Here is a 21,622-nt window from a genome sequence, read left to right on the forward strand (position 1 = left end):
CGGACAATTCCAAAGGAACCTTGCCCGAAACGGTGCGCGACGGGTCGATGGCAGTGTGTACTGTGCGGGTCCTCCCCCGTACGGCCCCACCCCCTGCCTTCCCCGAGGTCTATTCGATGATCGAGATACCGGACCTGGCCGTCGGCGGCCTGGCCGCCGGGACCCTGTCGGCATTCGTTCTCGGGGGCGGGCTGCTGCGTTCCCGTCGTCAACGGGCCCGGCAGCGCGAGGAGATCGCCACCCTGCACGCCCATCTGGACGTCGCACGCCAGGAGGTCGACCGCGCAGCGCAGGCGTTCACCGCCGAGGTGGTCCATCTCGCGCAGCGGCGTATTCCGGCCGAGGCCACCCGTGCCGCGCATCCGCATGTCCAGGTGCCCGGCCCCCTGCACCCGGAACTCGCCGGGAGCGGACTGGGCGCGGGGATGGACAGCGTGGTGGCCGGGCTGCTGGCCGCGATGGCGCAGGAGCGCAAGCGGGTCGACGCGGCCGCCCGCGCGGGCATGCGAGGTGCCACACGGGAGATCCAGGCCGGGCTCTACCGGCTCCAGGACGTGCTGCGAGGGCTGCAACAGCGGTACGACGACCCCGACTTGGCGCAGACACTCTTCGAACTCGACCACGAGAACGAGCAGTCCCTTCGTCGCGCGCAGGTCGCCGCCGTGGTGTGCGGGGCCTGGGTGGGGCTGGCCCGTGAGGAGTCGCACCTGGTCGATGCGGTGACCGGCGGCCAGTCCCGGCTCGTCGGCTACCACCGGGTCCAGGTCCACAACCACCTCGAAGAGGGCACCGCACTCGTCTCCCACGCCGTCGAGCCGGTCGCGATCATCGTCGCCGAGCTGCTCGACAACGCACTGCGCCACTCCTCCCCCGACACCACCGTCGCGGTGAACCTCGAACGCGCCCACCACGGCGTCTCGGTCACCATCGACGACGCCGGTGTCGGCATGGCCTCGGAAGAACGGGCCTACGCACAGCGGATGGTGGCCGGAGGCGACCCGATTCTGCTGTCCGAGCTCGGCGATCCGCCACGGATGGGCCTGGCCGCGATCGGCCAGCTGACCCGGCAGTTCGACCTGTCGGTCGACCTGTCGACACCGTCCCCCTACGGCGGCGTACGCGCCGTGCTGCTGGTCAAGAACCACCTCCTCAGCCGTATCGACCCCACTGAGCGGCCGCCCGCGGCCAGCGCCGCGCGGTCCACGCGCCAGGCCGCTCCAGCCGCCCCCACCGCACCGCCCGCGCCCGTTGTGGAGCCGCGCCCGGCCCGTGTGCCCACGCCCGTCGCACGCGACACCGCCCCCGTCACCCACGAATCCGCCCCCGAGCCCGACGGGGACGTACTGCCACGGCGCCGCCGCCGGGTCCGCGCCGACGATCTGCCCGCGCAGGCCGGGTCCGCCGCGCCCGAGCCGCCGCCCGCGCGCACCCCCGAGGAGGCCGCCGCCGCGCTCGGCGCCCTGCAGTCCGGAACCGCCGCCGCACGATCCGCCACCGACGCCGAAGGGAACGACCCCAGATGACCAGCCGCGACCCCGGCGACACGGCGTGGGTGCTCGATCCGATCCTTCAGATCCCGCACGTACGGGCCGCTGTCCTGCTCACCAGGGACGGTCTCGTCTCCGGATACTCCGACGCGCTCTCCCAGGCCTCGGCCGAACGCGTCGCCGCGATCACCAGCACCGTCCAGGGCGCCTGCCGTACCGCCGCCGCGGCCTTCGCCGACCAGGACAGCGCCCTGCTGCGCCAGGTCGTCATCGAGTCCGACCACGGCTACATCCTGGTCGCGCCCACCGCGCACGGCACCTGTGTGGCCGCCTTCGGCGATCCCGAGGTGCGCCTCGATCTGCTCGGCCACCGGGTCCACTCACAGGTGGCACGGCTCGGCGAGAAGGCGATGGCCGCCGCTCCCCGCGGAGCCGATGGCGGCACTGAGGCATGACCGGCCGCCGGAGCGGCCGCCCCCTGGTCCCCGCCTATCTGTCCACCGGCGGTGTCGCGCGGCCCAGCCGCAACAGCCTGGAGCGCCTTTCGGTGCTGACCGGCAAGGGGCCTGTTCCCGCCGGACTCCCCGCCGCCCAGCGGAGTCTGCTGGAAACGCTGGACGGCGGCTCGCTCACGGTGGTGGAGACCGCGGCCCTGCTGGAACTGCCGGTCTCGGCCGTACGCGTGCTTGCCGCCGCTCTGATCGACCAGGGGCTGGTGAACGCCCGCCCGCCGGTCCCCTACGCCGCCCAGCCCGACCCTGATCTGTTGAAGAGAGTCGCCGATGGCCTCCGCGCCCTCAAGCTTCAGTGAGCACGCCGGCTCCGGCGGGCTGCATCTGCCGGACAGCGCCCGCGAGTTGGTGAAGATTCTGGTGGCGGGCCCCTTCGGGGTCGGCAAGACCACACTGATCGACTCGGTCTCCGAGATCCGCCCGCTGCACACCGAGGAGCAGCTGACCGAGGCGTCCGTGCCGTCGGACGACCTCGCCGGCGTACGCGACAAGACCACCACCACCGTCGCCATCGACTTCGGACGGATCTCCCTGGCGGGCGGCATCGTGCTGTATCTCTTCGGCACCCCCGGCCAGGAACGCTTCCGCTCACTGTGGGACGACATCGCCTACGGGGCGCTCGGCGCGCTCGTCCTGGTCGACACCCGCCGTATCGACGACTCCTTCGACGTGCTGGGCCTGGTGGAGGATTCGGGGCTGCCGTACGCGGTCGCGCTCAACCAGTTCCCCGACTCCAAGCAGTACACCGAGGAGCAGTTGCGCCGCTCCCTGGATCTGGAGCCGGGCACCCCGATGGTGACCTGCGACGCCCGTGACACCGGCGCCTCCATCGACGCGCTGCTCGCCCTCGTGACGCACCTCATCGCCCGCACCAGCCCGCACCCGCCGACGGAGACCCGGTGAACACCTACCCCGCCCCCGCAGAAGCGTTCAACCTGTCGGCTCCGGTCCGGCTCTGGGAAGAGGGCTTCGCCGCCGATCCGCACAGCTACTACGCGATGCTGAAGGCCCAGGGACCGATCGGCTGGGCAGAACTGGCCCCCGGTGTCCCCGCGTATGTCGTCACCGACCGCCGTGCCGCCCTCGATCTGCTGCACGACGACGAGACCTGGTCGCACGACCCGAGGCCCTGGGAGGCCACGGTCGCCGAGGACTCCCCGATCCTCGGCATGATGCGCTGGCGGCCCAACGCCCTTTTCTCCGACGGCGATGCGCACATCCGCTACCGCCGCACGCTCCTCGACGCCTTCGACCTGGTGGAGCCGCACGATCTGCGCGAGCGGGTGCACCGCGCGGTGGACATCCTGGTCTCCAGGTTCGGTCCCGGCGGCCGCGCCGACCTCGTCGCCGACTTCGCCCGCCCGCTGATGGCGCTGATCTTCAACAACCTCTTCGGCCTCCCCGACAGCGAGAGCGGACGCCTCAACGACGCGCTGGGCCGGATGATGGAGGGCGGCGAGCAGTCCGCGCAGGGCGAGGCCGAGTACGGACGTTACGTACTCGAACTCATCGCCGCCAAGAGTGCCGAGCGCGGCGACGACCTCACCAGCCGGCTGCTCGACCACCCCCTGGCTCTCACCCCGGAGGAGGTCACCTGGCAGGTCTTCCTCACCCTGGGCGCGGGCCACGAGCCCACCGCCAACCTCGTCTCCAACGCCCTGTCCCGCATCCTCGGCAACCCCGCCTACTACTCCACCCTCACCAGCGGCTCCCGGCCGGTCATGGACGCCGTCGTCGAGGTGCTGCGCTACGAGACCCCGCTGTCGAACTACGGCATCCACTTCGCCCGCAGGTCCCTGAGCTTCCACGGCGTCTGGGTGCAGGCGGCGATCCCCGTCGTCGTCTCCTACGGCGCGCTCGGCCACTTCGCGGACAAGGAGTTCGACGGCGCCCACCACCCTCACGACGCCTCGCACCTGTCGTGGTCGGCGGGCGAGCACTCCTGCCCCGTCAAACAGCACACCCTGCTGATCGCCACCGAAGCCATCGAGCGGCTCACCCAGTGGCTCCCAGACCTGGAGCCGGTGACCCCGCGCGAACGCCTCACCTGGCGCCCCGGCCCCTTCCACCGGTCGCTGACGGCCCTGCCCGTCCGCTTCACGCCCCGTGTCCCCGACCAGCCAGGAGAACGAGCATGACCGCGTCCACCCCCGTGGCCCTCGACCCGTTCGGCGCCGACATCCCCGCGGAGAGCGCCCGGCTGCGTGCACTTGGCCCCGTGGTACCCGTCGAACTGCCCGGCGGCATTCCCGCCTGGGCTCCCACCGGATACGACACCCTCAAGACCCTGATCCTGGACTCCCGGGTCAGCAAGGATCCGCGCAAGCACTGGTCGCTCTTCCCCGAGATCGGCGAACACCCCTCGTGGGGCTGGATCCTGGGCTGGGTGGGCGTGGTCAACATGCTCTCCACCTATGGCCCCGACCACGCCCGGCTGCGCAAACTCGTCGCACCCAGCTTCACCGCCCGCCGTACGGAGACGATGCGCGCCCGCGTCGAGCAGATCACCAGCGAGCTCCTGGAGGGCCTGGAGAGCGAGGGCGCCTCCGGCGAGCCGGTCGATGTGCGCGCCGGATTCGCCCATCCCCTGCCCATGCGGATGATCTGCGAACTCTTCGGTGTCCCTGACGACTTGGTCGCGGACACCGGCCGGCTGATCGCCGCCATCATGGACACCTCCGACCCGAGCCCGGAGCACGGGGCGTTCGTCCAGGAGCAGATCGGCAGCGTGCTGGGCCGGCTCATCGCGTACAAGAGCGAGCACCCGGGCGACGACATGACCACCGAGCTCATCAAAGTTCGCGACGAGGACGGCGACCGGCTCAGCGACGAGGAACTGCTCCACACGCTGCTGCTGGTCATCGGCGCGGGCTTCGAGACGACGGTCAACCTCATCGGCAATGCGGTCGTCGCACTGCTGACGCATCCCGACCAGCTCGCCGCCGTACGCGCGGACGAGACCGGCTGGGACGCGGTGATCGACGAGGTGCTGCGCGTCCACCCCTCCATCGCCAGCCTGCCGCTGCGATTCGCCATCACCGACATCACGATCGAGGGCGTGACGATCCCGGCGGGGGACGCGATCGTCACGACGTACGCGGCGGCGGGGTACGACCCGGCGCACTACGGCGACGACTCCACGGAGTTCGACGCCGCCCGCGGCGCGGACGACCACCTGGCCTTCGGCATCGGGGTGCACCGCTGCATCGGCGCGCCGCTGGCCCGGATGGAGGCGGCTACGGCGCTGTCGGCGCTGTTCGAGCGCTTTCCTGGGCTCGAACTGGGGGTGAAGCCGGAGGAACTGCGGCAGGTGCCGTCGTTCATTGCGATGGGGTGGCGGGAGATTCCGGTGCGGTTGCGGGGGTAGTTCCCCCACCCCGCCATTACCCGAACTGGGGCACGCCCCAGCCCCAGCCCCAGCCGCTTCGCGGGCGCGAACCCGGGGCTCTGCCCCGGACCCCGTATGCGACCTCCGGCCGCATGTCCTCAATCGCCGGACGGGCTGGATCGCGGCCCTGCCGCACATGTCTGCCCGTCCGGGCTGGACATGCCCGAACGGCGTACGGGGGCTTGGGGGCGGAGCTCCCGGTTCGCGCCGCGAAGCGGTCGCAGGGGTCTGGGGCGTTCCCCAGTTCGGGTTGGGGGTACCTCCCACGGCCGCCAGGCCGTAGGGGGAGGCGGGGTGGGGCTGTATCGATGTGCGGCTCCGTCGCGTGGGCCCGCCGCAGGCGTCACGCCACCCCCGCCCGCGCCCGGAGCTCGCCCTTCAAGACCTTCCCGCTCGCATTCCGCGGCAGATCCCCCACGAACTCCACCTCCCTCGGCACCTTGTAATTCGCCATCTCCCGCCGCGACCACGCGATCAGATCGTCCGCCGTCAGCGTCGACCCCGCGCGCCGTACCGCGTACGCCTTGCCCACCTCGCCCAGCCGGGCGTCCGGTATGCCGATCACCGCGATGTCCGCGATGTCCGGGTGCAGGCCGAGCAGTTGCTCGATCTCCGCCGGGTAAGCGTTGAAGCCGCCGACGATGAACATGTCCTTGATCCGGTCGGTGATCCGGAGGTTGCCGCCCTCGTCCAGCACCCCCACGTCCCCCGTCCTGAGCCAGCCGTCCTCCGTGATCGCCCTCGCGGTCTCTTCCGGGTCCTCGAAGTAGCCCTGCATCACGTTGTGCCCGCGCACCAGCACCTCACCGGGCTCGCCGCCCGCCGCCGCCACGCGAACCTCCGTGCCGGGGATCGCGCGGCCCGAGGTGATCGCGATCGTCTCTGGGGCGTCGCCGCGGCGGCACATGGTGACGATGCCGCTCGCCTCGGAGAGCCCGTACGCCGTCAGGACGGTGTCGATGTGGAGTTCGGTGCGCAGTCGCTCGACCAGCTGGAGCGGCACCACCGCCGCGCCGGTGACGACGAGCCGGAGCGCGGTCAGATCGTGCTGGTCGCGCGCCGGATGGTCGAGCAGGGACTGGTGCAGCGTCGGCGGGCCCGGCAGGACCGAGATGCGCTCGGATGCGATGTTGGCCAGCACGGTGTCGACGTTGAAGACGGGCTGCGGCACCATCGTCGCGCCGCGCGTGAGGCAGGCGATGATGCCCGCCTTGTAGCCGAAGGTGTGGAAGAAGGGGTTCACGATCAGATAGCGGTCGCCTTCCCGCAACCCGGCGAGCTCGCTCCACACGTCATAGCAGCGCAGGGTCTGCGCGTGGGTGATGACGGCCCCTTTGGGGCGGCCGGTGGTGCCCGAGGTGTAGATGATGTCGGAGGGGGCCGAGGACCGGATCGAGTCGGCCCGGGTGCGTACGTCCGCCGCCGTGACGCCGTCGCCGCCCGCCAGGAAGTCCTTCCAGGTGCGGTAGTCCTCGGGGGCGCTGTCGGCGAGGACCACCACCTGCTCCAGATCGGGCAGGTCCACCTCCGCGCGCCGCAGGGACGCGACGTACGAGGTGCCGAGGAAGGTGCCGGTGACGAAGAGCAGTCTGGCGCGGCAGCGTTGGAGGACGTACGCGGCTTCCGTGCCCTTGAAGCGGGTGTTCAGCGGTACCAGTACCGCCCCGGCCGTCACCGCGCCGAGTGCCGAGACGATCCAGTCGAGGGTGTTGGGAGCCCAGATGGCGATCCGGTCGCCGGGCCGCACACCTGCCGCCATACACGCGGCGGCGGCGCGTTCGACGCGCTCGCCCAGTTCGGCGTACGAGACGCGGGTGCGGCCCTCGACGACGGCCTCCCGGTCCGCGTACCGTCCGGCAGCGCTCCGTACCAGCCTCGGGATGGTGCCCCACTCCAGGTCGCCGCGCATCGCAAGCCCTTCCGCCGCAGTCCCGCTCGGTAGCCGACTAATAGCTGACTACCCGTCAGATTAGCTGTACCCTCCCCCTCATGGCGAGCCTCAAGGACGCAGCCGCGATAGCCGGAATCGGACAGACGGCCTTCGCGAAACAACTCCCCGAATCCGAGAAGACCCTGGCCTGCCGGGCCATCCTGGCCGCGCTCGACGACGCGGGGATCGCCCCGTCGGAGGTCGACGGCTTTGCCTCGTACACCATGGAGGAGACGGACGAGGTCGAGATCGCGAAGTCCGTCGGCGCGGGTGACGTGACCTTCTTCTCCAAGGCCGGCTACGGCGGCGGCGGTTCGTGCGCCACCGTCGCCCATCTCGCCGGGGCCGTCGCGACCGGACAGGCGAGCGTGGGGGTCGCCTGGCGGTCCCGGAAGAGGGGCTCGGGACCCCGACCCTGGAAGAACACCGCAGTCCAGCTACCCACCCCCGCGCAGTGGACCCGGCCCTTCGGGCTGCTGCGCCCCGCGGACGAGATCGGCATGCTCGCGCGGCGCTATATGCACGAGTACGGCGCCACCCGCGACCACCTCTTCAATGTCGCCCTCGCCTGCCGCAACCGGGCCAACCAGAACCCCGCCGCCGTGATGTACGAACGGCCCCTGACGCGCGACATGTATATGACCTCGCGCTGGATCAGCGAGCCGCTCTGCCTCTTCGACAACTGCCTGGAGACCGACGGCGCGCTGGCCTGCGTCGTCGTCAGCGCCGAGCGCGCCCGCGACTGCCGGCACCGGCCGGTCTACGTCCACTCCGCCGCCCAGGGCCTGCCCTCCCAGCACCACGGAATGGTCAACTACTGGAACGACGACCCGCTCACGGGACCCGCCTGGACGGCCGCCCGCCGGCTGTGGAAGACCGCCGACTTCGGCCCGCAGGACGTGGACGTCGCCCAGATATACGACGCGTTCACCCCGCTCATACCGCTCTCCCTGGAGGGCTACGGCTTCTGCGGCAGGGGTGAGGGCGCGGCGTTCACCGAGGGCGGCGCCCTGGAGATCGGGGGCCGCCTCCCGCTCAACACCGGCGGCGGCGGACTCTCCGAGGCGTATGTCCACGGCTTCAACCTCATCAACGAGGGTGTGAAGCAACTGCGCGGCACGTCCACCGCACAGGTCCCCGACGCCGCTACCTGCCTGGTCACAGCGGGCGAGGGAGTTCCCACGTCGGCCGTTCTGCTGAGGAGTTGAGATGCTCACACCGGTCCTCGACGAGGACGGCGCGCCGTTCTGGGAGTACGCCGCGCAGGGCGAGCTGCGCATCCAGAACTGCGCTGCCTGCGGTGAGCTGCGCTTCCCGCCGCGGCCCTGCTGTCCGCACTGCGGGTCCTTCGACAGCCAGTGGCGCAGGATGAGCGGGCGCGGCCGGATCTGGTCCTATGTCGTCCCCCACCCGCCGCTGCTGCCCGCGTACGCGGCCGTGGCTCCGTACAACGCGGTCGTCGTCGAACTCCTGGACGCGCCCCGGATCCGGCTGGTGGGCAATGTGGTCGCGGCGCCGGATGCCCCGCTCGACTCCGTCGACCCGGCGGGGCTGCGGATCGGCGCCGGGGTGAAGGTGGCGTTCACGCGACTCGACGGCATCACCGTGCCGCGCTGGCTCCTGGAGCGGGCATGAGCGTCCGTGTCGAGACCGAGAAGGAGACGGGCGTCGCCTGCGTCACGCTGGACCGGCCCGAGAAGCACAACGCGATCGATCTGGGAATGGCTGGGGAACTGGCCTCTGTGTGGCGGGAGTTCCGCTTCGACGACACCGTGCGGGCGGTGGTGGTGACGGGCGCGGGCGACAAGGCCTTCTGCACCGGCATCGACCGCTCGGTGGACGTGCGGCAGCCCTCGTCCCCGTACTCGATCGACGATCCGCTGATCGCGATCGGCCCGAAGGCGAACGACCTGTGGAAGCCGGTGATCGCGGCGGTGGAGGGGATGGCGTGCGGCGGGGCTTTCTATCTGCTCGGCGAGAGCGAGTTCGTGGTGGCCTCGCGGGAAGCCACATTCTTCGATCCGCATACGACATACGGCATGGTCAGCGCGTACGAAACGATCTATCTGGCACAGCGCATGCCGTACGGCGAAGTGGCGCGGACAGCGCTGATGGGGACGGCGGAACGGACGTCGGCGCGGCGGGCGTACGAGACGGGGCTGGTGTCCGAACTCACGGAGCCGGGTGGGGCGTTGGACGCGGCGCTGGGATGCGCCCGGATCATCGCGTCGTACCCCACGGGGGCGGTGCAGGGGACGGTACGGGCTGTGTGGGCGGCCCGGGAGGGGGCGCGGGGACAGGCGGTGGCCCATGCGCCGCACCTGATCGCTCTGGGGAATCTGGCGGCAGAGGGGCAGGCGGAGCTGTTCCAGGGGCGGGGGCGGGGCGGGTACCGGTTGCGGTAGCCCGGGCGGGGGGGCGCCTGCCGCGGGCCCACGCGAGCCCGGCAAGATCGACCGGACAGGGCCCAGCCCAGCCGCACATCGATACAGCCCCCGCCCTCCGGGCTGAAGGCGTGGCCCTGACGCGCCTTCAAGCCCTCAGTCGTCGCTCCGCGCCTGCGCCTCGCACTTGCTCACCCGCGCCACCGACGTGGGGCTCTGCATCCTGACCTGCACCGTCCGGGTCTCCCCGCCGTCCAGCGTGACGTCGGTGTATCCGCGGTCGACGACATCGCCCCCGGCGTTCAGGAACACCACGTCCACCTCGTACCGGTGTGAAGCGCCTGCCTCCGCGACGACCTTCACCGTGGCGGACGTGTCGGCCTTGCGCTTGCCGCGGGCCTTGTTCACACAGTCGACGACATAGGCGCGCGCCGCGGCGGTGGCCGAGTCCGTCGGCGTGGGTGCGCCGGTGTACGAGTCCGAGCCGGAGGAGACCGACGATCCGGACGAGCCGTAGTCGTCATCGTCGTAGTCGTGGTAACCGCCGTTCGACTTCTTCGAGTTCGAGCAGCCGCCCCCGCCACCCCCGCCGCTCTTCGACCTGCTCTTGCCGCCCTTACCGCCCTTGCCGGTCGTGTGCGAGTTCGAGAAGCCCGTCAGGGCAAGCATCACGACGACGAGTACGGCCGCGAGCTTTGCATGCCGGCGCACAATGGCCACCTTCCCCCGGTGCTGCGGCACTTGACGTACCTGACGACAGCGCGCGACACCGTAGCAGTCGCGAATCACCGGAGGGTCGGCGGCTCGGTGTCCCGCTCCGGGTCCGTGCGGCCGCTCATCACCACCGCGGCCACCAGCAGCAGTACGCCGCCGCCCACCGCGCATGCGACCCCGTCACCGAGACCGCCTCCCTCGCCTCCGAGAGTCAGGCTGCCCGCCGCCTGTCCCTGGCGGACCATCCACAGGACCGTGAAGCCGAGCACGATCACCCCCGAGAGCGCGACCAGCAGCCGCGAGCGCAGGACGAGGCCGATCAGGGTCACCAGGGCCGCGAAGGCGAAGGGCAGCAGGATCGAGACCTGCAGATCGGCCTTGACGTCCGTGATGCCGTTGAACAGGTCCTGGATGCGGTAGTAGCGGCCGTGACGGCCGTCGTACCAGTCACGGAAGGGGCTCCATACGGCGGCCGTCGCTCCAATGAGGGCGAGGACCGAGCCGATGACGTTGCGCATCATCACCGGCCTCCCTGCGCCGCTCTCGGTCACGACGCTACGCCCGGACCGTGCCCGTCGCCATCGGGGCCCTCCCCGTCATCCCGGCGCCCCCCGGCCGGTCGCCGTGCCCTTGACCGCGTCCAGCGCGTACACACAGCGGTCCTTGCTGCACGCGTACACGACACCGCTCTGCGCCACCGGGGAGCCGGTGATCTCGCCGCCCGTCGCCAGCTTCCATCGCAGCTGGCCGCCGCTCGCGTCGAGGGTGTAGAGCACATGGTCCGCGGAGCCGAAGTGGACGCGGCCGTCCGCGACGACCGGTGCGCCGATGACCTCGCCGCCCGCGGCGAAGCGCCACATGGGGGTGCCCGTGACGGCGTCCAGGGTGTAGAGCGCACTGCCGCTGCCGACATGGATATTGCCGCCCGCGACCAGGACCGGCTCGCTGGACTGGCGCGATTCGGTGGCGATGCGCCAGCGGTCCTTGCCGGTGGTGGCGTCCAGGGCGTACACCGTGCCGAGGTAGTCGGCGAGATACACGCCGCCGCCCGTCACCGCCGGGCCGGGTGCGAAGACCGGCGGCGAGAGGAAGACCGCGGGAGCCTCGAAGTGCCAGCGCACAAGCCCGCCTGTGATGTCGATGGCGAGGACTCGGGTGCCGGCGGCCACATAGACATAGCCGTCGGAGGCGGAATGCACGCGGACCGGCACACTGCCGCAGGACGCCGCGTCGCCGATGGGGTAGGACCAGCGCTCGACGCCCGTACGGGCCTCCAGCGCGCGCAGCCTCGCGTCCTGCCACACGTACACCGTGTCGCCGACGATCGCGGGCCCGGCCTCAGGGGTCTCGAAGTCGGTCTGCGCTCCGGTGATCTCCCACAACTTCTCACCGTTGGATGCCTCCCATGCCTGTACGCCGCCGCCGCGCGTCCCGGTGAGGACCGTGCCGCGGTCGACCTTGAGGGAGTACACCCACGCATCCGTCTGGAGCCGCCAGCGTTCCTGGCCGCTCGCGGCGTCGAGTGCGTACAACGAGGGGCCGTCGGAGGCGTGGATACGCCCCCCGGCGACGGCCATCGCCCAGGCCACGTCCTTGGTCTTGAACTGGCGGCGGCCGCTGCCCACATCCAGCGCGTGCACCTCGAAGGAGGTGACGTACAGCAGACCTCCGGACACCACGGGCGTGCCCCAGACGTCGTTCGACATCCTGAAACGCCAGGGCCGCCAGTGTCCGGCGCCACCGTCCGGGGATGCGGAGGGGCGCCCGGCCGGGGCCCGGTCGGGCGCCGGTGCGGGTGCGGGGACGGCGCTGGTGGCGGCCTCGGCGCCGTTCAGCGCCGTGGGCGGGCGGACCCAGCCCGTCGCGGGACCGGCCTCGGCGACCGCACCGCGGCCCGCGTCGGCGACCCGGGGGCCGGGGCCGATCGGGACCTTGGAGCCGGGCAGCCGCACCGGTCCGGCGGCCGCGGCCACCGCGGCGGGCGGCGCCTGTCCGGTACGCGGGTCGCTGCCGCGCCAGGCGGAGTCCCAGTCGGCGCCCTGACGGGGCGGCGGCGCCTGGGGGGCCGGCGGGGCGGGCTCGGCAGGGCGCTGGGCGGGGGCCGGGGGTGTGGGCCGTCCGCCGCGGCGGCGCTCGATCATCGTGGTGGCCCGCAGGGGCAGCCACGCGGACGCGGTCCCGCTGTCGTCGCTGCCGGAGGAGAAGAGATGGGGGGCGAGCTGGGCCTGAAGATCCTCGGGCGTGGGCCGCAGTCCGGCATCCATCTGCATACAGGACTCGATCAACGGCCGGAGTTCGCCGGGCAGGCCTTCCAGGTCCGGGCCCTCGCGCAGCAGCATGAAGACGGTCTCTACGGGGTTCGCGCCGTGGAAGGGTGCATGCCCGGTCGCCGCGAAGACGAGCGTGGAGCCGAGCGAGAACACATCGCTCGCGCCGGTCACGCTGCGGGAGTCGCGCGCCTGCTCGGGTGACATGTACGCAGGTGTGCCCACGGCGACATTGGTCATGGTCAGCCGGGTGTTGGAGACACCGGACGCGATACCGAAGTCGATGACGCGCGGCCCGTCCTCCACGACGAGGACGTTCGAGGGCTTGAGGTCGCGGTGGACGAGGCCCGCGCCGTGGATGGACTGCAGCGCCTCGGCGATCCCGGCCGCGAGCCAGCGGACCGCCTGGGCCGGCATCGGCCCGCACTCATTCACTATTTCTTCGAGGGAGGGGGCAGGCACATACGCGGTGGCCAGCCAGGGCACGGCTGCCCGTGGATCGGCGTCCACGACGGCTGCCGTGTAGAAACCGCTGACGGCCCGCGCCGCCTCCACCTCCCGGGTGAAGCGGACGCGGAACAGCTGGTCCTCGGCGAGTTCGGTACGCACCGTCTTGATCGCCACCCGGCGACCGGACGCGGAACGGGCGAGATACACCAGTCCCATGCCGCCGGCACCGAGCCGGCCCAGCACCTCGAACGGACCGATCCGTCTCGGGTCATGCTGCGTCAGCTGCTCCATCACTTGCCTGCCACCTCCCCGTACGGGCCCCATAAGAATGGAGCCCGTCACCTACAGCCCCGTGCAGCGTCTCACCACCGAGCCCTCAGCGGTGCGCACCCTGATTCTTCCTGTCGAAGGCGGCGGTTGCGAACCCGGGGGCGGATCGGGGTGTCTCACCCGGATTCGGGCACGGCTCGTCCCTGCATGCAGCCGACATCCGCCCTGCATCGGGCCTGCATCGGGCCTGCGACGGTTCAGCCGCGCGGGCGGGACGCGAGGCTGCCTTCAGGCGGCCTTCGGTTCGGCGAGTACGGCGAATGTCGCGCCCTGGTCGTCGGAGAACACGGCGATGCGCCCGTAGGGAATGTCGAAGGGCGGGGCCTGCACGCGCCCGCCGAGGCGGGTGACGGCCGCGGCGGAGTCGTCGCAGTCCTCGACGCAGAAGTAGACGAGGAAGTGGCCGGGCATCTCGGCCGGGAAGGCGTCGGTGATCACGCTGCGGCCGCCGATCGCGGTGTCCTCGCCGGGCTCGGCACCGGCGGGCGACCACATACGGAAGTCGACGGAGGAGTCGGGCAGGTCCGTCCCCTGGAAGCCGAAGACCGACTCGTAGAACGGATCGACGTGCTCCGGGTCCCGGGTGTACACCTCGGCCCAGCAGAAGGAGCCGGGCTCACCCTGCTTCTCGAAGCCGTCCCTGTCACCCGCCTGCCAGAGCCCGAAGACCGCCCCGCCGGGGTCCGCGGCGATGCTGGCCGTACCGGATGTCCCGACCGGCTGACGGTCGCTGATCACCTGGCCGCCGGCGTCGCTGATCTTCCGGCCCAGTGTGCCCGCGTCCACGGTGGCGAAGTAGACCCCCCAGACGGTGGGCATCCGGCCGTCGGTCTTGGGCACGAGGGCCGCGACGAGCTTCCCGTCACTGAAGGCGTCGGCCTGCGGGCCTTCGCCTTCGCCGAATGTCCAGCCGAACAGCTCACCGTAGAAGCGCTTGCCCGCCTCGACATCGGGGAGCGCTGCGTCCACCCAGCACGGCGTGCCCTCTGGGAATGCGGCCATGGACCTGGTTCCTTCCCTGTGCGGGATGGGGTACCTCCCACGGCCGCCGGGCCGCAGGGGGAGGCGGGTGTGGCACCCGTCACACTCAAGTTAACGGCGCCCGCCGCGGGCCGCAGGGAATCAAATCGAACATTTGCCTCATTACGCGACTGCGTGCCGACAATGCGGCATGAACGGGGCCCGGAATTGTTGAGTTGTCCACCGAAGTTGTCCACAGGCTGTTGATAAGACTATTGGTGCACCCCATTTGCAGTCGGCCGAATCGCGCGCCGATCACCCCTCGGTAAGCTGACGGCATGACAGGACAAGTACGCACCGTCGACGGCCGCGTGGCCGGACGACGCGGACAGGCGACGCGGCAGAAGCTGCTCGACTGCCTCAGCGAGATGCTCAGCTCCTCGCCGTACCGGGACGTCAAAGTCATCGACGTGGCCCGGAAGGCGGGCACGTCCCCCGCGACCTTCTACCAGTACTTCCCCGACGTCGAGGGCGCGGTCCTCGAGATCGCCGAGGAAATGGCCAAGGAGGGCGCCGGGTTGACCGAACTCGTCTCCGGCCGCTCCTGGGTCGGCAAGGCGGGCTGGCAGACGTCGGAGGAACTGGTCGAGGGCTTCCTCGACTTCTGGCGACGCCACGACGCGATTCTGCGGGTGGTGGACCTGGGGGCCGCGGAGGGGGACAAGCGGTTCTACAAGATCCGCATGAAGATCCTCAACTCCGTCACCAACTCTCTCACGGACGCCGTGAAGGACCTGCAGTCCAGGGGCAAGGTCGACAAGGACGTCAGCCCGGCGGCGATGGCAGGATCGCTGGTGGCGATGCTGGCGGCGGTGGCGTCGCATCAGAAGGGGTTCACGACCTGGGGTGTGAAACAGGCGGAACTGAAGCCGAATCTGGCGCTGTTGGTGCATTTGGGCATCACGGGCAAGAAGCCGACGAAGTAGCTTCCGCTACCTGCACCGAGTCCTGTCACACCGACGGCGGTCCCTGCCATGGGGGCCGCCGTCGGCTTTTTCCCCGCCGAATGTGCGGTCGGCCCACCCCGTCACCGCGTCGCGAACAGTCCCGCCCGTTCGGCCGCATGGGCGCGCAGCCGGTGGACCGGGCCGAACAGGAGCTCGTCCGCGGCCGCCCGTTTGAAGTAGAGATGCGCCTCGTGTTCCCAGGTGAAGCCGATGCCTCCGTGCAGCTGGATCGCCTCGCCCGTCACCGTCCGCAGCGCCTGAAGGCACTGGGCCAGCGCCAGCCCGCCCTCCGCCGGGTCCCAGGCCGCGTAGTACGCCGCCGAGCGTGCCGCCTGGACGCATACGTACAGGTCGGCGAGCCGGTGCTTGACCGCCTGGAAGGAGCCGATCGCCCGGCCGAACTGTTCGCGGGCGCGGACATGCTCGACCGTCCGGTCCAGCGCGCTCGCCGCCGCGCCGACCGCCTCCGCCGCGAGCAGGGCCGCCGCTCCGGCCCCCACGGCCGCCAGCGCCTCCGGCACATCCGCCGCATCGTCCTCGCCCAGCAGCCGGGCCGGGCAGTCCCGCAGTTCGATCCGTGCCTGCGGCCGTGTCTCGTCCAGTGAGGTCTGCCGGGTGCGCGCCAGACCCGCCGCATCCGCCCGGACCAGGAAGAGGAGGGTACGGCTGCGGGCGTAGCCACCCGTGTGCGCGGCGACGAGCAGCAATCCGGCGCTGTGCCCGTCGAGGACCTGGCCGGCCTCCCCGTACAGCATCCATGTCGCGCCGTCCCCGGGCCGCGCCTGTACGCCACCGGCCCGGCCGCCGCCCGCCCACTGTCCCGAGGTGTTGTCGCCGCTCAGGGCCAGCGCGAGCGCCAGGCCCCCGCCCGGCACGGCGAATGCGCAGGTCAGCGAGCCGTCCGCGATACGGGGCAGCAGTTCGCCCCGCTGCTCGGGCGTCCCCAGTGCGGCGATCAGCGGCGCACAGAGCCCGGCCGTGGCCAGCAGCGGCGAGGGCAGCAGAGCCCGCCCGGTCTCCTCGCATGCGAGCGCGAGGTCGGTCAGGCCGCAGCCCACGCCTCCGTACGACGCGGGCAGTGCGAGGCCCGGCAGGCCGAGCTGCCCGGACAGCTGCGCCCACAGCTGCGGGTCGTACCCGGCGGGGGTGCGGACAGCGGCCTTGACCTCGTCCGGGCCCGACCGTTTGGCCAGCAGCTCGCGCAGGGTGCGACGGATCTCGTCCTGCTCCGCGGTGAAGGCGGTGTCCATGGGATCCCCTCCGTATCTGACGGCCCGTCATGTTAGAGCGGGAGGGTCCAGATGCACAGAGGCGTGTTCAGCAAACCTCGCCCGGCGCCGTGGCGGTCGCCCGCATTCACGCAACCCGAGTTAACTGATGTACCGTCAGATTCATGCCATCCACCCCGCGAACTCCGCGCAAGGTCGCCATCGTCGGCATATCCCTCTCGGACTGCGGGCGTATCGATGGCCCCACGCCCTACGCCCTGCACGCCCAGGCCGCGCGCCGGGCACTGTCCGACTCAGGACTCGAACGCTCCGTCATCGACGGCTTCGGCTCGGCGGGCCTCGGCATCCTCGCCCCGGTCGAGGTCGCCGAATACCTGGGCCTGAAACCGCGCTGGGTGGACTCGACCGCTGTGGGCGGCGCCACCTGGGAGGTCATGGCGGCACACGCGGCCGACGCGATCGCGGCCGGTCACGCCAATGCCGTGCTCCTCGTCTACGGATCGACGGCACGGGCCGACATCACGGCGCGGCGGCGCACCGCCAACCTCTCCTACGGCGCGCGCGGACCGCTCCAGTTCGAGGTTCCGTACGGGCACACGCTGATCGCCAAGTACGCGATGGCCGCCCGCCGCCATATGCACCAGTACGGCACGACGCTGGAACAGCTCGCCTCGGTGGCCGTCCAGGCACGGGCGAACGCCGCGGCCAATCCGGACGCGATGTTCCGCGAGCCGGTCACCGTCGACGAGGTGCTGGACGGGCCGATGATCGCGGACCCCTTCACCAAACTGCACTGCTGCATCCGCAGCGACGGCGGCTGCGCGGTGCTGCTGGCGGCCGAGGAGTACGTGCGGGACACGGCGAAGGCTCCGGTGTGGATCCTCGGCACCGGTGAGTACGTCTCGCACACCACGATGTCGGAGTGGGAGGACTTCACCGTCTCCCCGGCGGCGGTGAGCGGACGCCTCGCCTTCGAGCGCGCGGGTGTCACACCCGCCGACATCGACATCGCCGAGCTCTATGACGCCTTCACCTATATGACTCTCGTGACGCTGGAGGACCTGGGCTTCTGCGCCAAGGGAGAGGGCGGCCCATTTGTCGAAAAGGGCCGGATCGGGCCCGGCGGTGAGCTGCCGGTGAACACCGACGGCGGCGGCCTCTCCGCCTGCCATCCGGGGATGCGCGGGCTGTTTCTGCTGGTCGAGGCGGTACGGCAGTTGCGGGGCGAGGCAGGCGGCCACCAGGTGCGGCGACGGGACGGAGCCCCGCCGCGGCTTGCGGTGGCGTCCGGCACGGGGGGCTGGTTCTGCTCGTCCGCAACGGTGGTGCTGGGCCGGGACTGACGCCGGGCCACGGCCGGACACAGCCTCACCGGGGGCCGGGCGAACTGACTCCCCGTTCCCGCCGTCTTCTCTTGGCGAGTGGGGCGCTGTGCGCGTACGCGAACGGCGCCCGGCAGAACGGAAGAGGGGCGGACGCCGGCGCCCAGTCAGGTTCATCTGGCCTCCGCCGACACCACGGACAAGCTGTGCGCCGCGTTCGGCCTGGACACCGGCGGCGAAGTCAACTGCAGCGGCGGTAACGACGTCGTGGTCAACCTCAAGCGATGGCTGCTGCTCAGCCCGTACTACCGGGGACGGCCCGACATGTACCACGCGCTGATCGTCAACCACGAGGTCGGTCACCGGCTCGGCCGGGGCCACCAGGGCTGCGGGGGCCGCGGCAAGCCCGCCCCCGTGATGATGCAGCAGATCAAGGGGCTCAACGGCTGCACGCGCAACGCCTGGCCCTACGACTCCGACGGGCGCGTCGTCGAGGGCCCGAGCGTCCCGTAAACCCACCCGGCCCGAACCTCGGACCGGGCAAGCTCTTCGGGCTCGCCCTCGGACTGGTCACGGGCGGGTCCTCCTCCTGGCGGTCCGCGCGGTTGTCGCGTCGTCCGGGCGCATCCGCTGGTGTTGACTGGCCGTATGGACCGTATGGATCACAGGGGCAACGATCAGAAGGCGTTCCGTACGCTGCTGCACGCGCAGCGGGTGTGGGACACCGAGCTTCCCGCGTTCGACCCGGCCACCGCGCCCGGAACACCGCTGCCGCTGTTCCACCGGTGGTTCGCGGAGGCCGTGGCCGCAGCTCAGGCCGAGCCGCACACCATGACGCTGGCGACCGTGGACGAGCTAGGGCTTCCCGACGTACGGACGCTGATTCTGCACGACGCGGACGAGCGCGGCTGGCACTTCGCCTCCCACTCCACCAGCGCGAAGGGCCGGCAGCTGGCCGCGAACCCCGAGGCCGCCCTGGGCTTCTACTGGGCGGCGCAGGGCCGCCAGATCCGGATCCGCGGACGGGTGACGTCGGGCAGCCCGCCGGAGAGCCAGGCCGATCTGCATGCCCGCTCGACCGGCGCTCTGGCCGCCGCGCTCACCGGCCGCCAGAGTGAAGTCCTGGATTCCCAGGACGAGTTGATGTACGCCTCGCAGGCCGCGTGGGACCGGGCCCGGAGGGAGCCGGACCTGCCGGTGCCGACCTGGACGCTCTATGTGCTGGGGCCGTACGAGGTGGAGTTCTTCCAGGGGGACGGGCAGCGGCGCCACATCCGGCTGCGCTACCGGCGCGAAGAGGACTCCTGGGTGAGGGAGTTGCTCTGGCCCTGATCCGCCGGCCGGAACACCGGGACGGCCACGCCGTCCCCCTCGGCAGCATCCGCAGCGCCCGTGGCGTCCGCACGAAAGGTGACCTCCAGCTCCATGCCGATCCGCAGCTCCGCCTGCGGGCACTCGACGATTTCCGTCATCATCCGCGGACCTTCGGCAAGATCGACGACCGCGGCGGTGTACGGAACGCGCTCACCGAACGGCGGGAGGTCATTGCGGTGCACGACCGACCATGTGTAGAGCGTGGCCCGGCCGCTCGCCCGCTCCCATTCGACGTCCTCGCCCCAGCAGTACGGGCAGAACTCCCGCGGGTAGTGGTGCGCCTTCGCGCAGGCACGGCAGCGGCGGATCAGCAGCCGGCCTTCGGCAGCCGCGTCCCAGAACGGCCGGGTGAAGTCGTCGGCCTCGGGCAGGTCGAAGCGGGGTGCCGCGGGCATCAGAACAGTCCGAGCGCGCTGTCGAGGGACCAGGTCTGCCAGGACATGGCGAAGAGGGCGACGAACGATATGAGTGCCATCATGGCGTTCTGCCCCTGTTCGGCCCAGTCGTGGATCATCAGGACCAGATAGATCAGGTTGAGGAGCAGTCCGCCGAGGAGGGCGATCGGGGTGAGGAAGCCGACGATCAGTCCGAGACCGAGGGCGAGTTCGGCGTAGACGACGATGTACGCCATGGCCCTGGGGCGCGGCTGGACCACCTTCTCGAAGCCGTTCTTCACCACGGGCCATCTGTGCCTGCCCGCGACGTCGGCGGCCCAGGAAATGCCGGTGCCGCGCTCGAACCAGCCCTTCTTGTCCTTGTGGCGCCAGCTCTCCAGCCACCACAGGCCGAGACCGATGCGGAGTACGGCCAGCCATTCGGCGCCGGCGAGCCAGACGGTCTCCATCCCGGACTCCCTCTCTCTTAATTCTGACGGTACGTCAGTTCAGCGGATGCGAAGGCATGTGCGCAAGAGGTGTGCGGGCGTGATCAATTCGCAACCAATTCCCGTCTTGACTGAGACCCATCGAGTAATCACGCGATTACGCTCACGGTTCATGGCCGACGAAAAGGACATCACGCTCACCAATGACCGGCCCGTGTACGTGATCGGCGCCGGCCCGGGTGGTCTCGCGGCAGCCGCGGCACTTCGGGAGCGGGGCGTACGAGCGGTGGTGCTGGAGAAGTCCGAGTCCGTGGGCGCGTCCTGGCGCAGGCATTACGACCGGCTGCACCTGCACACCACCCGGCGGCTCTCCGGGCTGCCCGGGCTCGCGATGCCGCGGCAGTTCGGCCGCTGGGTCTCCCGCGACAACGTGATCCGCTACCTGGAGAAGTACGCGGAGTTCCACGAGCTGGAGATCGTCACGGGCGTCGAGGTCTCCCGTATCGAGCAGCCCGGCGCCGACTGGCTGCTCCACGCCACCGGCGGCCGGCAGCTGACCGGCCGGGCCGTCGTGGTCGCCACGGGCTTCAACCACACCCCGAGGCTGCCGGACTGGCCGGGCCACGAGGCGTACACCGGTGAACTGCTGCACGCGGGCGAGTACCGCAACGCAGCGCCCTACGCGGGCAAGGACGTGCTGGTCGTCGGCATCGGCAACACGGGCGCGGAGATAGCCGTCGACCTGGTGGAGGGCGGGGCCGCCAAGGTCCGCATCGCCGTACGGACGATCCCGCACATCGTCCGCCGCTCGACCGCGGGCTGGCCCGCCCAGCGCACCGGCATCCTGGTCCGCCGGCTGCCGGTCCGCCTCGTGGACCGGGCGGGCGACATCATGCGCCGCATCGCTGTTCCCGACCTCGCCGAACAGGGCCTGCCACGCCCGGACACGGGCCTGTACTCCCGCGTCAAGGAAGGCGCGATCCCGGTCCAGGACGTGGGCCTGATCGACGCGGTACTCACCGGCAAGGTCGAACCGGTCGCGGCGCTGGACTCCTTCGACGCCGGCAAGGCGGTCCTCGCGGACGGCACCCGGATCTCCCCGGACACGGTGATCGCGGCGACGGGCTACCGCCGGGCCCTGGAGGGCATGGTCGGCCACCTCGGTGTACTGGACGAACGGGGACGGCCGGTGGTGCACGGGGGAAGGTCGCCCGAGACGGCACCGGGGCTGTACTTCACGGGGTTCACGAACCCGATCAGCGGGATGTTCCGGGAGCTGGCGATCGACGCGCGGCGGATCGCGCGGGCGGTGGCGGCGGGCTGACCCCGTACCGGCGCGCACACTCAAATCCGCCCGCCTGAGGGCTCATTTTCAGCCCCTCCGGCGATTGAGGAGGCGCCCGCAGTTCGGGGCGAGGCTGGGTGGGAACAAAGCACGTACACGC

21 protein-coding genes and 1 pseudogene are annotated in these 21,622 nt (G+C 71.1%); 14 read left to right on the forward strand and 8 right to left on the reverse strand.

The window, feature by feature from the left end; genetic code table 11:
• The first annotated feature begins 116 nt into the window (after window positions 1-116).
• Genes FBY35_RS33900 through FBY35_RS33925 form a run of 6 tightly spaced genes read left to right on the forward strand, consistent with a single transcriptional unit; the run spans window position 117 to window position 5,366 of the window.
• Window positions 117-1,523: a sensor histidine kinase gene (locus tag FBY35_RS33900; protein ID WP_142217722.1), complete on the forward strand. Its 1,407-nt coding sequence runs from the start codon at window positions 117-119 to the stop codon at window positions 1,521-1,523.
• On the forward strand, window positions 1,520-1,942 hold the full coding sequence (locus FBY35_RS33905; protein ID WP_142217723.1) for a roadblock/LC7 domain-containing protein: 423 nt from the start codon (window positions 1,520-1,522) through the stop codon (window positions 1,940-1,942). The genes FBY35_RS33900 and FBY35_RS33905 overlap by 4 nt, the downstream gene beginning before the upstream one ends.
• The gene (locus FBY35_RS33910) at window positions 1,939-2,298 is read left to right on the forward strand and encodes a DUF742 domain-containing protein (protein WP_142217724.1); all 360 of its coding nucleotides are present in this window, start codon (window positions 1,939-1,941) and stop codon (window positions 2,296-2,298) included. Before FBY35_RS33905 ends, FBY35_RS33910 begins: the two co-directional genes overlap by 4 nt.
• Window positions 2,270-2,902: an ATP/GTP-binding protein gene (locus FBY35_RS33915; protein ID WP_142217725.1), complete on the forward strand. Its 633-nt coding sequence runs from the start codon at window positions 2,270-2,272 to the stop codon at window positions 2,900-2,902. Before FBY35_RS33910 ends, FBY35_RS33915 begins: the two co-directional genes overlap by 29 nt.
• Window positions 2,899-4,137 (forward strand): cytochrome P450, encoded by a 1,239-nt coding sequence (locus tag FBY35_RS33920; RefSeq protein WP_142217726.1) that lies wholly within the window; start codon window positions 2,899-2,901, stop codon window positions 4,135-4,137. Before FBY35_RS33915 ends, FBY35_RS33920 begins: the two co-directional genes overlap by 4 nt.
• The gene (locus tag FBY35_RS33925; RefSeq protein WP_142217727.1) at window positions 4,134-5,366 is read left to right on the forward strand and encodes a cytochrome P450; all 1,233 of its coding nucleotides are present in this window, start codon (window positions 4,134-4,136) and stop codon (window positions 5,364-5,366) included. Before FBY35_RS33920 ends, FBY35_RS33925 begins: the two co-directional genes overlap by 4 nt.
• A 364-nt stretch (window positions 5,367-5,730) precedes the next feature.
• Here FBY35_RS33925 and FBY35_RS33930 read toward each other — a convergent pair whose 3' ends face one another.
• Window positions 5,731-7,296 (reverse strand): FadD3 family acyl-CoA ligase, encoded by a 1,566-nt coding sequence (locus FBY35_RS33930; RefSeq protein WP_142217728.1) that lies wholly within the window; start codon window positions 7,294-7,296, stop codon window positions 5,731-5,733.
• A gap of 80 nt (window positions 7,297-7,376) precedes the next feature.
• On the opposite strand from FBY35_RS33930, the gene FBY35_RS33935 reads away from it, so the two are divergent.
• From FBY35_RS33935 to FBY35_RS33945, 3 genes are read left to right on the forward strand one after another with little or no spacing between them, the layout of a single operon-like run.
• On the forward strand, window positions 7,377-8,525 hold the full coding sequence (locus FBY35_RS33935) for a lipid-transfer protein (RefSeq protein WP_142217729.1): 1,149 nt from the start codon (window positions 7,377-7,379) through the stop codon (window positions 8,523-8,525).
• Between the two features lies 1 nt (window position 8,526).
• The gene (locus FBY35_RS33940) at window positions 8,527-8,952 is read left to right on the forward strand and encodes a Zn-ribbon domain-containing OB-fold protein (RefSeq protein ID WP_142217730.1); all 426 of its coding nucleotides are present in this window, start codon (window positions 8,527-8,529) and stop codon (window positions 8,950-8,952) included.
• Complete coding sequence (locus FBY35_RS33945) at window positions 8,949-9,722, forward strand: enoyl-CoA hydratase/isomerase family protein (RefSeq protein WP_142217731.1); 774 nt, start codon at window positions 8,949-8,951, stop codon at window positions 9,720-9,722. The genes FBY35_RS33940 and FBY35_RS33945 overlap by 4 nt, the downstream gene beginning before the upstream one ends.
• Before the next feature lie 135 nt (window positions 9,723-9,857).
• Here the strand turns inward: FBY35_RS33945 and FBY35_RS33950 are convergent, their stop codons facing one another.
• The 4 genes and pseudogenes from FBY35_RS33950 to FBY35_RS33965 form a co-directional block, all read right to left on the reverse strand.
• Entirely contained in the window at window positions 9,858-10,412 is a 555-nt protein-coding gene (locus FBY35_RS33950; protein WP_399209347.1) for a hypothetical protein, read from the reverse strand.
• Between the two features lie 89 nt (window positions 10,413-10,501).
• Window positions 10,502-10,936, reverse strand: a pseudogene (locus FBY35_RS33955) (hypothetical protein); the annotation flags it as partial.
• Between the two features lie 75 nt (window positions 10,937-11,011).
• A complete protein-coding gene (locus tag FBY35_RS33960) occupies window positions 11,012-13,423 on the reverse strand; it encodes a PQQ-binding-like beta-propeller repeat protein (protein WP_186357131.1) in 2,412 nt (803 codons plus the stop codon).
• A 267-nt stretch (window positions 13,424-13,690) separates the two neighbouring features.
• The gene (locus FBY35_RS33965) at window positions 13,691-14,464 is read right to left on the reverse strand and encodes a VOC family protein (protein WP_142217733.1); all 774 of its coding nucleotides are present in this window, start codon (window positions 14,462-14,464) and stop codon (window positions 13,691-13,693) included.
• Between the two features lie 296 nt (window positions 14,465-14,760).
• Here FBY35_RS33965 and FBY35_RS33970 point away from each other — a divergent pair, with 296 nt between their 5' ends.
• Window positions 14,761-15,408, forward strand: coding sequence for a TetR family transcriptional regulator (locus FBY35_RS33970; protein WP_142217734.1), 648 nt, complete (start codon window positions 14,761-14,763; stop codon window positions 15,406-15,408).
• Between the two features lie 101 nt (window positions 15,409-15,509).
• Here FBY35_RS33970 and FBY35_RS33975 read toward each other — a convergent pair whose 3' ends face one another.
• Entirely contained in the window at window positions 15,510-16,679 is a 1,170-nt protein-coding gene (locus FBY35_RS33975) for an acyl-CoA dehydrogenase family protein (RefSeq protein ID WP_142217735.1), read from the reverse strand.
• Window positions 16,680-16,822: 143 nt separating this feature from the next.
• Here FBY35_RS33975 and FBY35_RS33980 point away from each other — a divergent pair, with 143 nt between their 5' ends.
• The 3 genes from FBY35_RS33980 to FBY35_RS33990 all read left to right on the forward strand — a co-directional run bounded on the left by FBY35_RS33980 (window position 16,823) and on the right by FBY35_RS33990 (window position 19,312).
• Window positions 16,823-18,001, forward strand: a complete 1,179-nt coding sequence (locus tag FBY35_RS33980; RefSeq protein ID WP_142217736.1) for an acetyl-CoA acetyltransferase — start codon at window positions 16,823-16,825, stop codon at window positions 17,999-18,001.
• 78 nt (window positions 18,002-18,079) lie between these two features.
• Complete coding sequence (locus FBY35_RS33985) at window positions 18,080-18,493, forward strand: DUF3152 domain-containing protein (RefSeq protein ID WP_142217737.1); 414 nt, start codon at window positions 18,080-18,082, stop codon at window positions 18,491-18,493.
• 144 nt (window positions 18,494-18,637) lie between these two features.
• Window positions 18,638-19,312 carry a pyridoxal 5'-phosphate synthase gene (locus tag FBY35_RS33990; protein ID WP_142218317.1) on the forward strand — a complete coding sequence of 225 codons (675 nt, stop codon included), beginning with the start codon at window positions 18,638-18,640 and terminating at the stop codon, window positions 19,310-19,312.
• Here the strand turns inward: FBY35_RS33990 and FBY35_RS33995 are convergent.
• Both FBY35_RS33995 and FBY35_RS34000 read right to left on the reverse strand, forming a co-directional pair.
• Entirely contained in the window at window positions 19,264-19,749 is a 486-nt protein-coding gene (locus FBY35_RS33995) for a Zn-ribbon domain-containing OB-fold protein (RefSeq protein ID WP_142217738.1), read from the reverse strand. The two genes, FBY35_RS33990 and FBY35_RS33995, sit on opposite strands and share 49 nt — an antisense overlap.
• Window positions 19,749-20,198, reverse strand: a complete 450-nt coding sequence (locus FBY35_RS34000) for a DoxX family membrane protein (protein ID WP_142217739.1) — start codon at window positions 20,196-20,198, stop codon at window positions 19,749-19,751. The genes FBY35_RS33995 and FBY35_RS34000 overlap by 1 nt, the downstream gene beginning before the upstream one ends.
• Window positions 20,199-20,349: 151 nt before the next feature.
• Here FBY35_RS34000 and FBY35_RS34005 point away from each other — a divergent pair, with 151 nt between their 5' ends.
• The gene (locus FBY35_RS34005; protein WP_142217740.1) at window positions 20,350-21,501 is read left to right on the forward strand and encodes an NAD(P)/FAD-dependent oxidoreductase; all 1,152 of its coding nucleotides are present in this window, start codon (window positions 20,350-20,352) and stop codon (window positions 21,499-21,501) included.
• Window positions 21,502-21,622 lie beyond the last annotated feature (121 nt).

Source organism: Streptomyces sp. SLBN-118, from assembly GCF_006715635.1.
Taxonomy (GTDB): domain Bacteria; phylum Actinomycetota; class Actinomycetes; order Streptomycetales; family Streptomycetaceae; genus Streptomyces.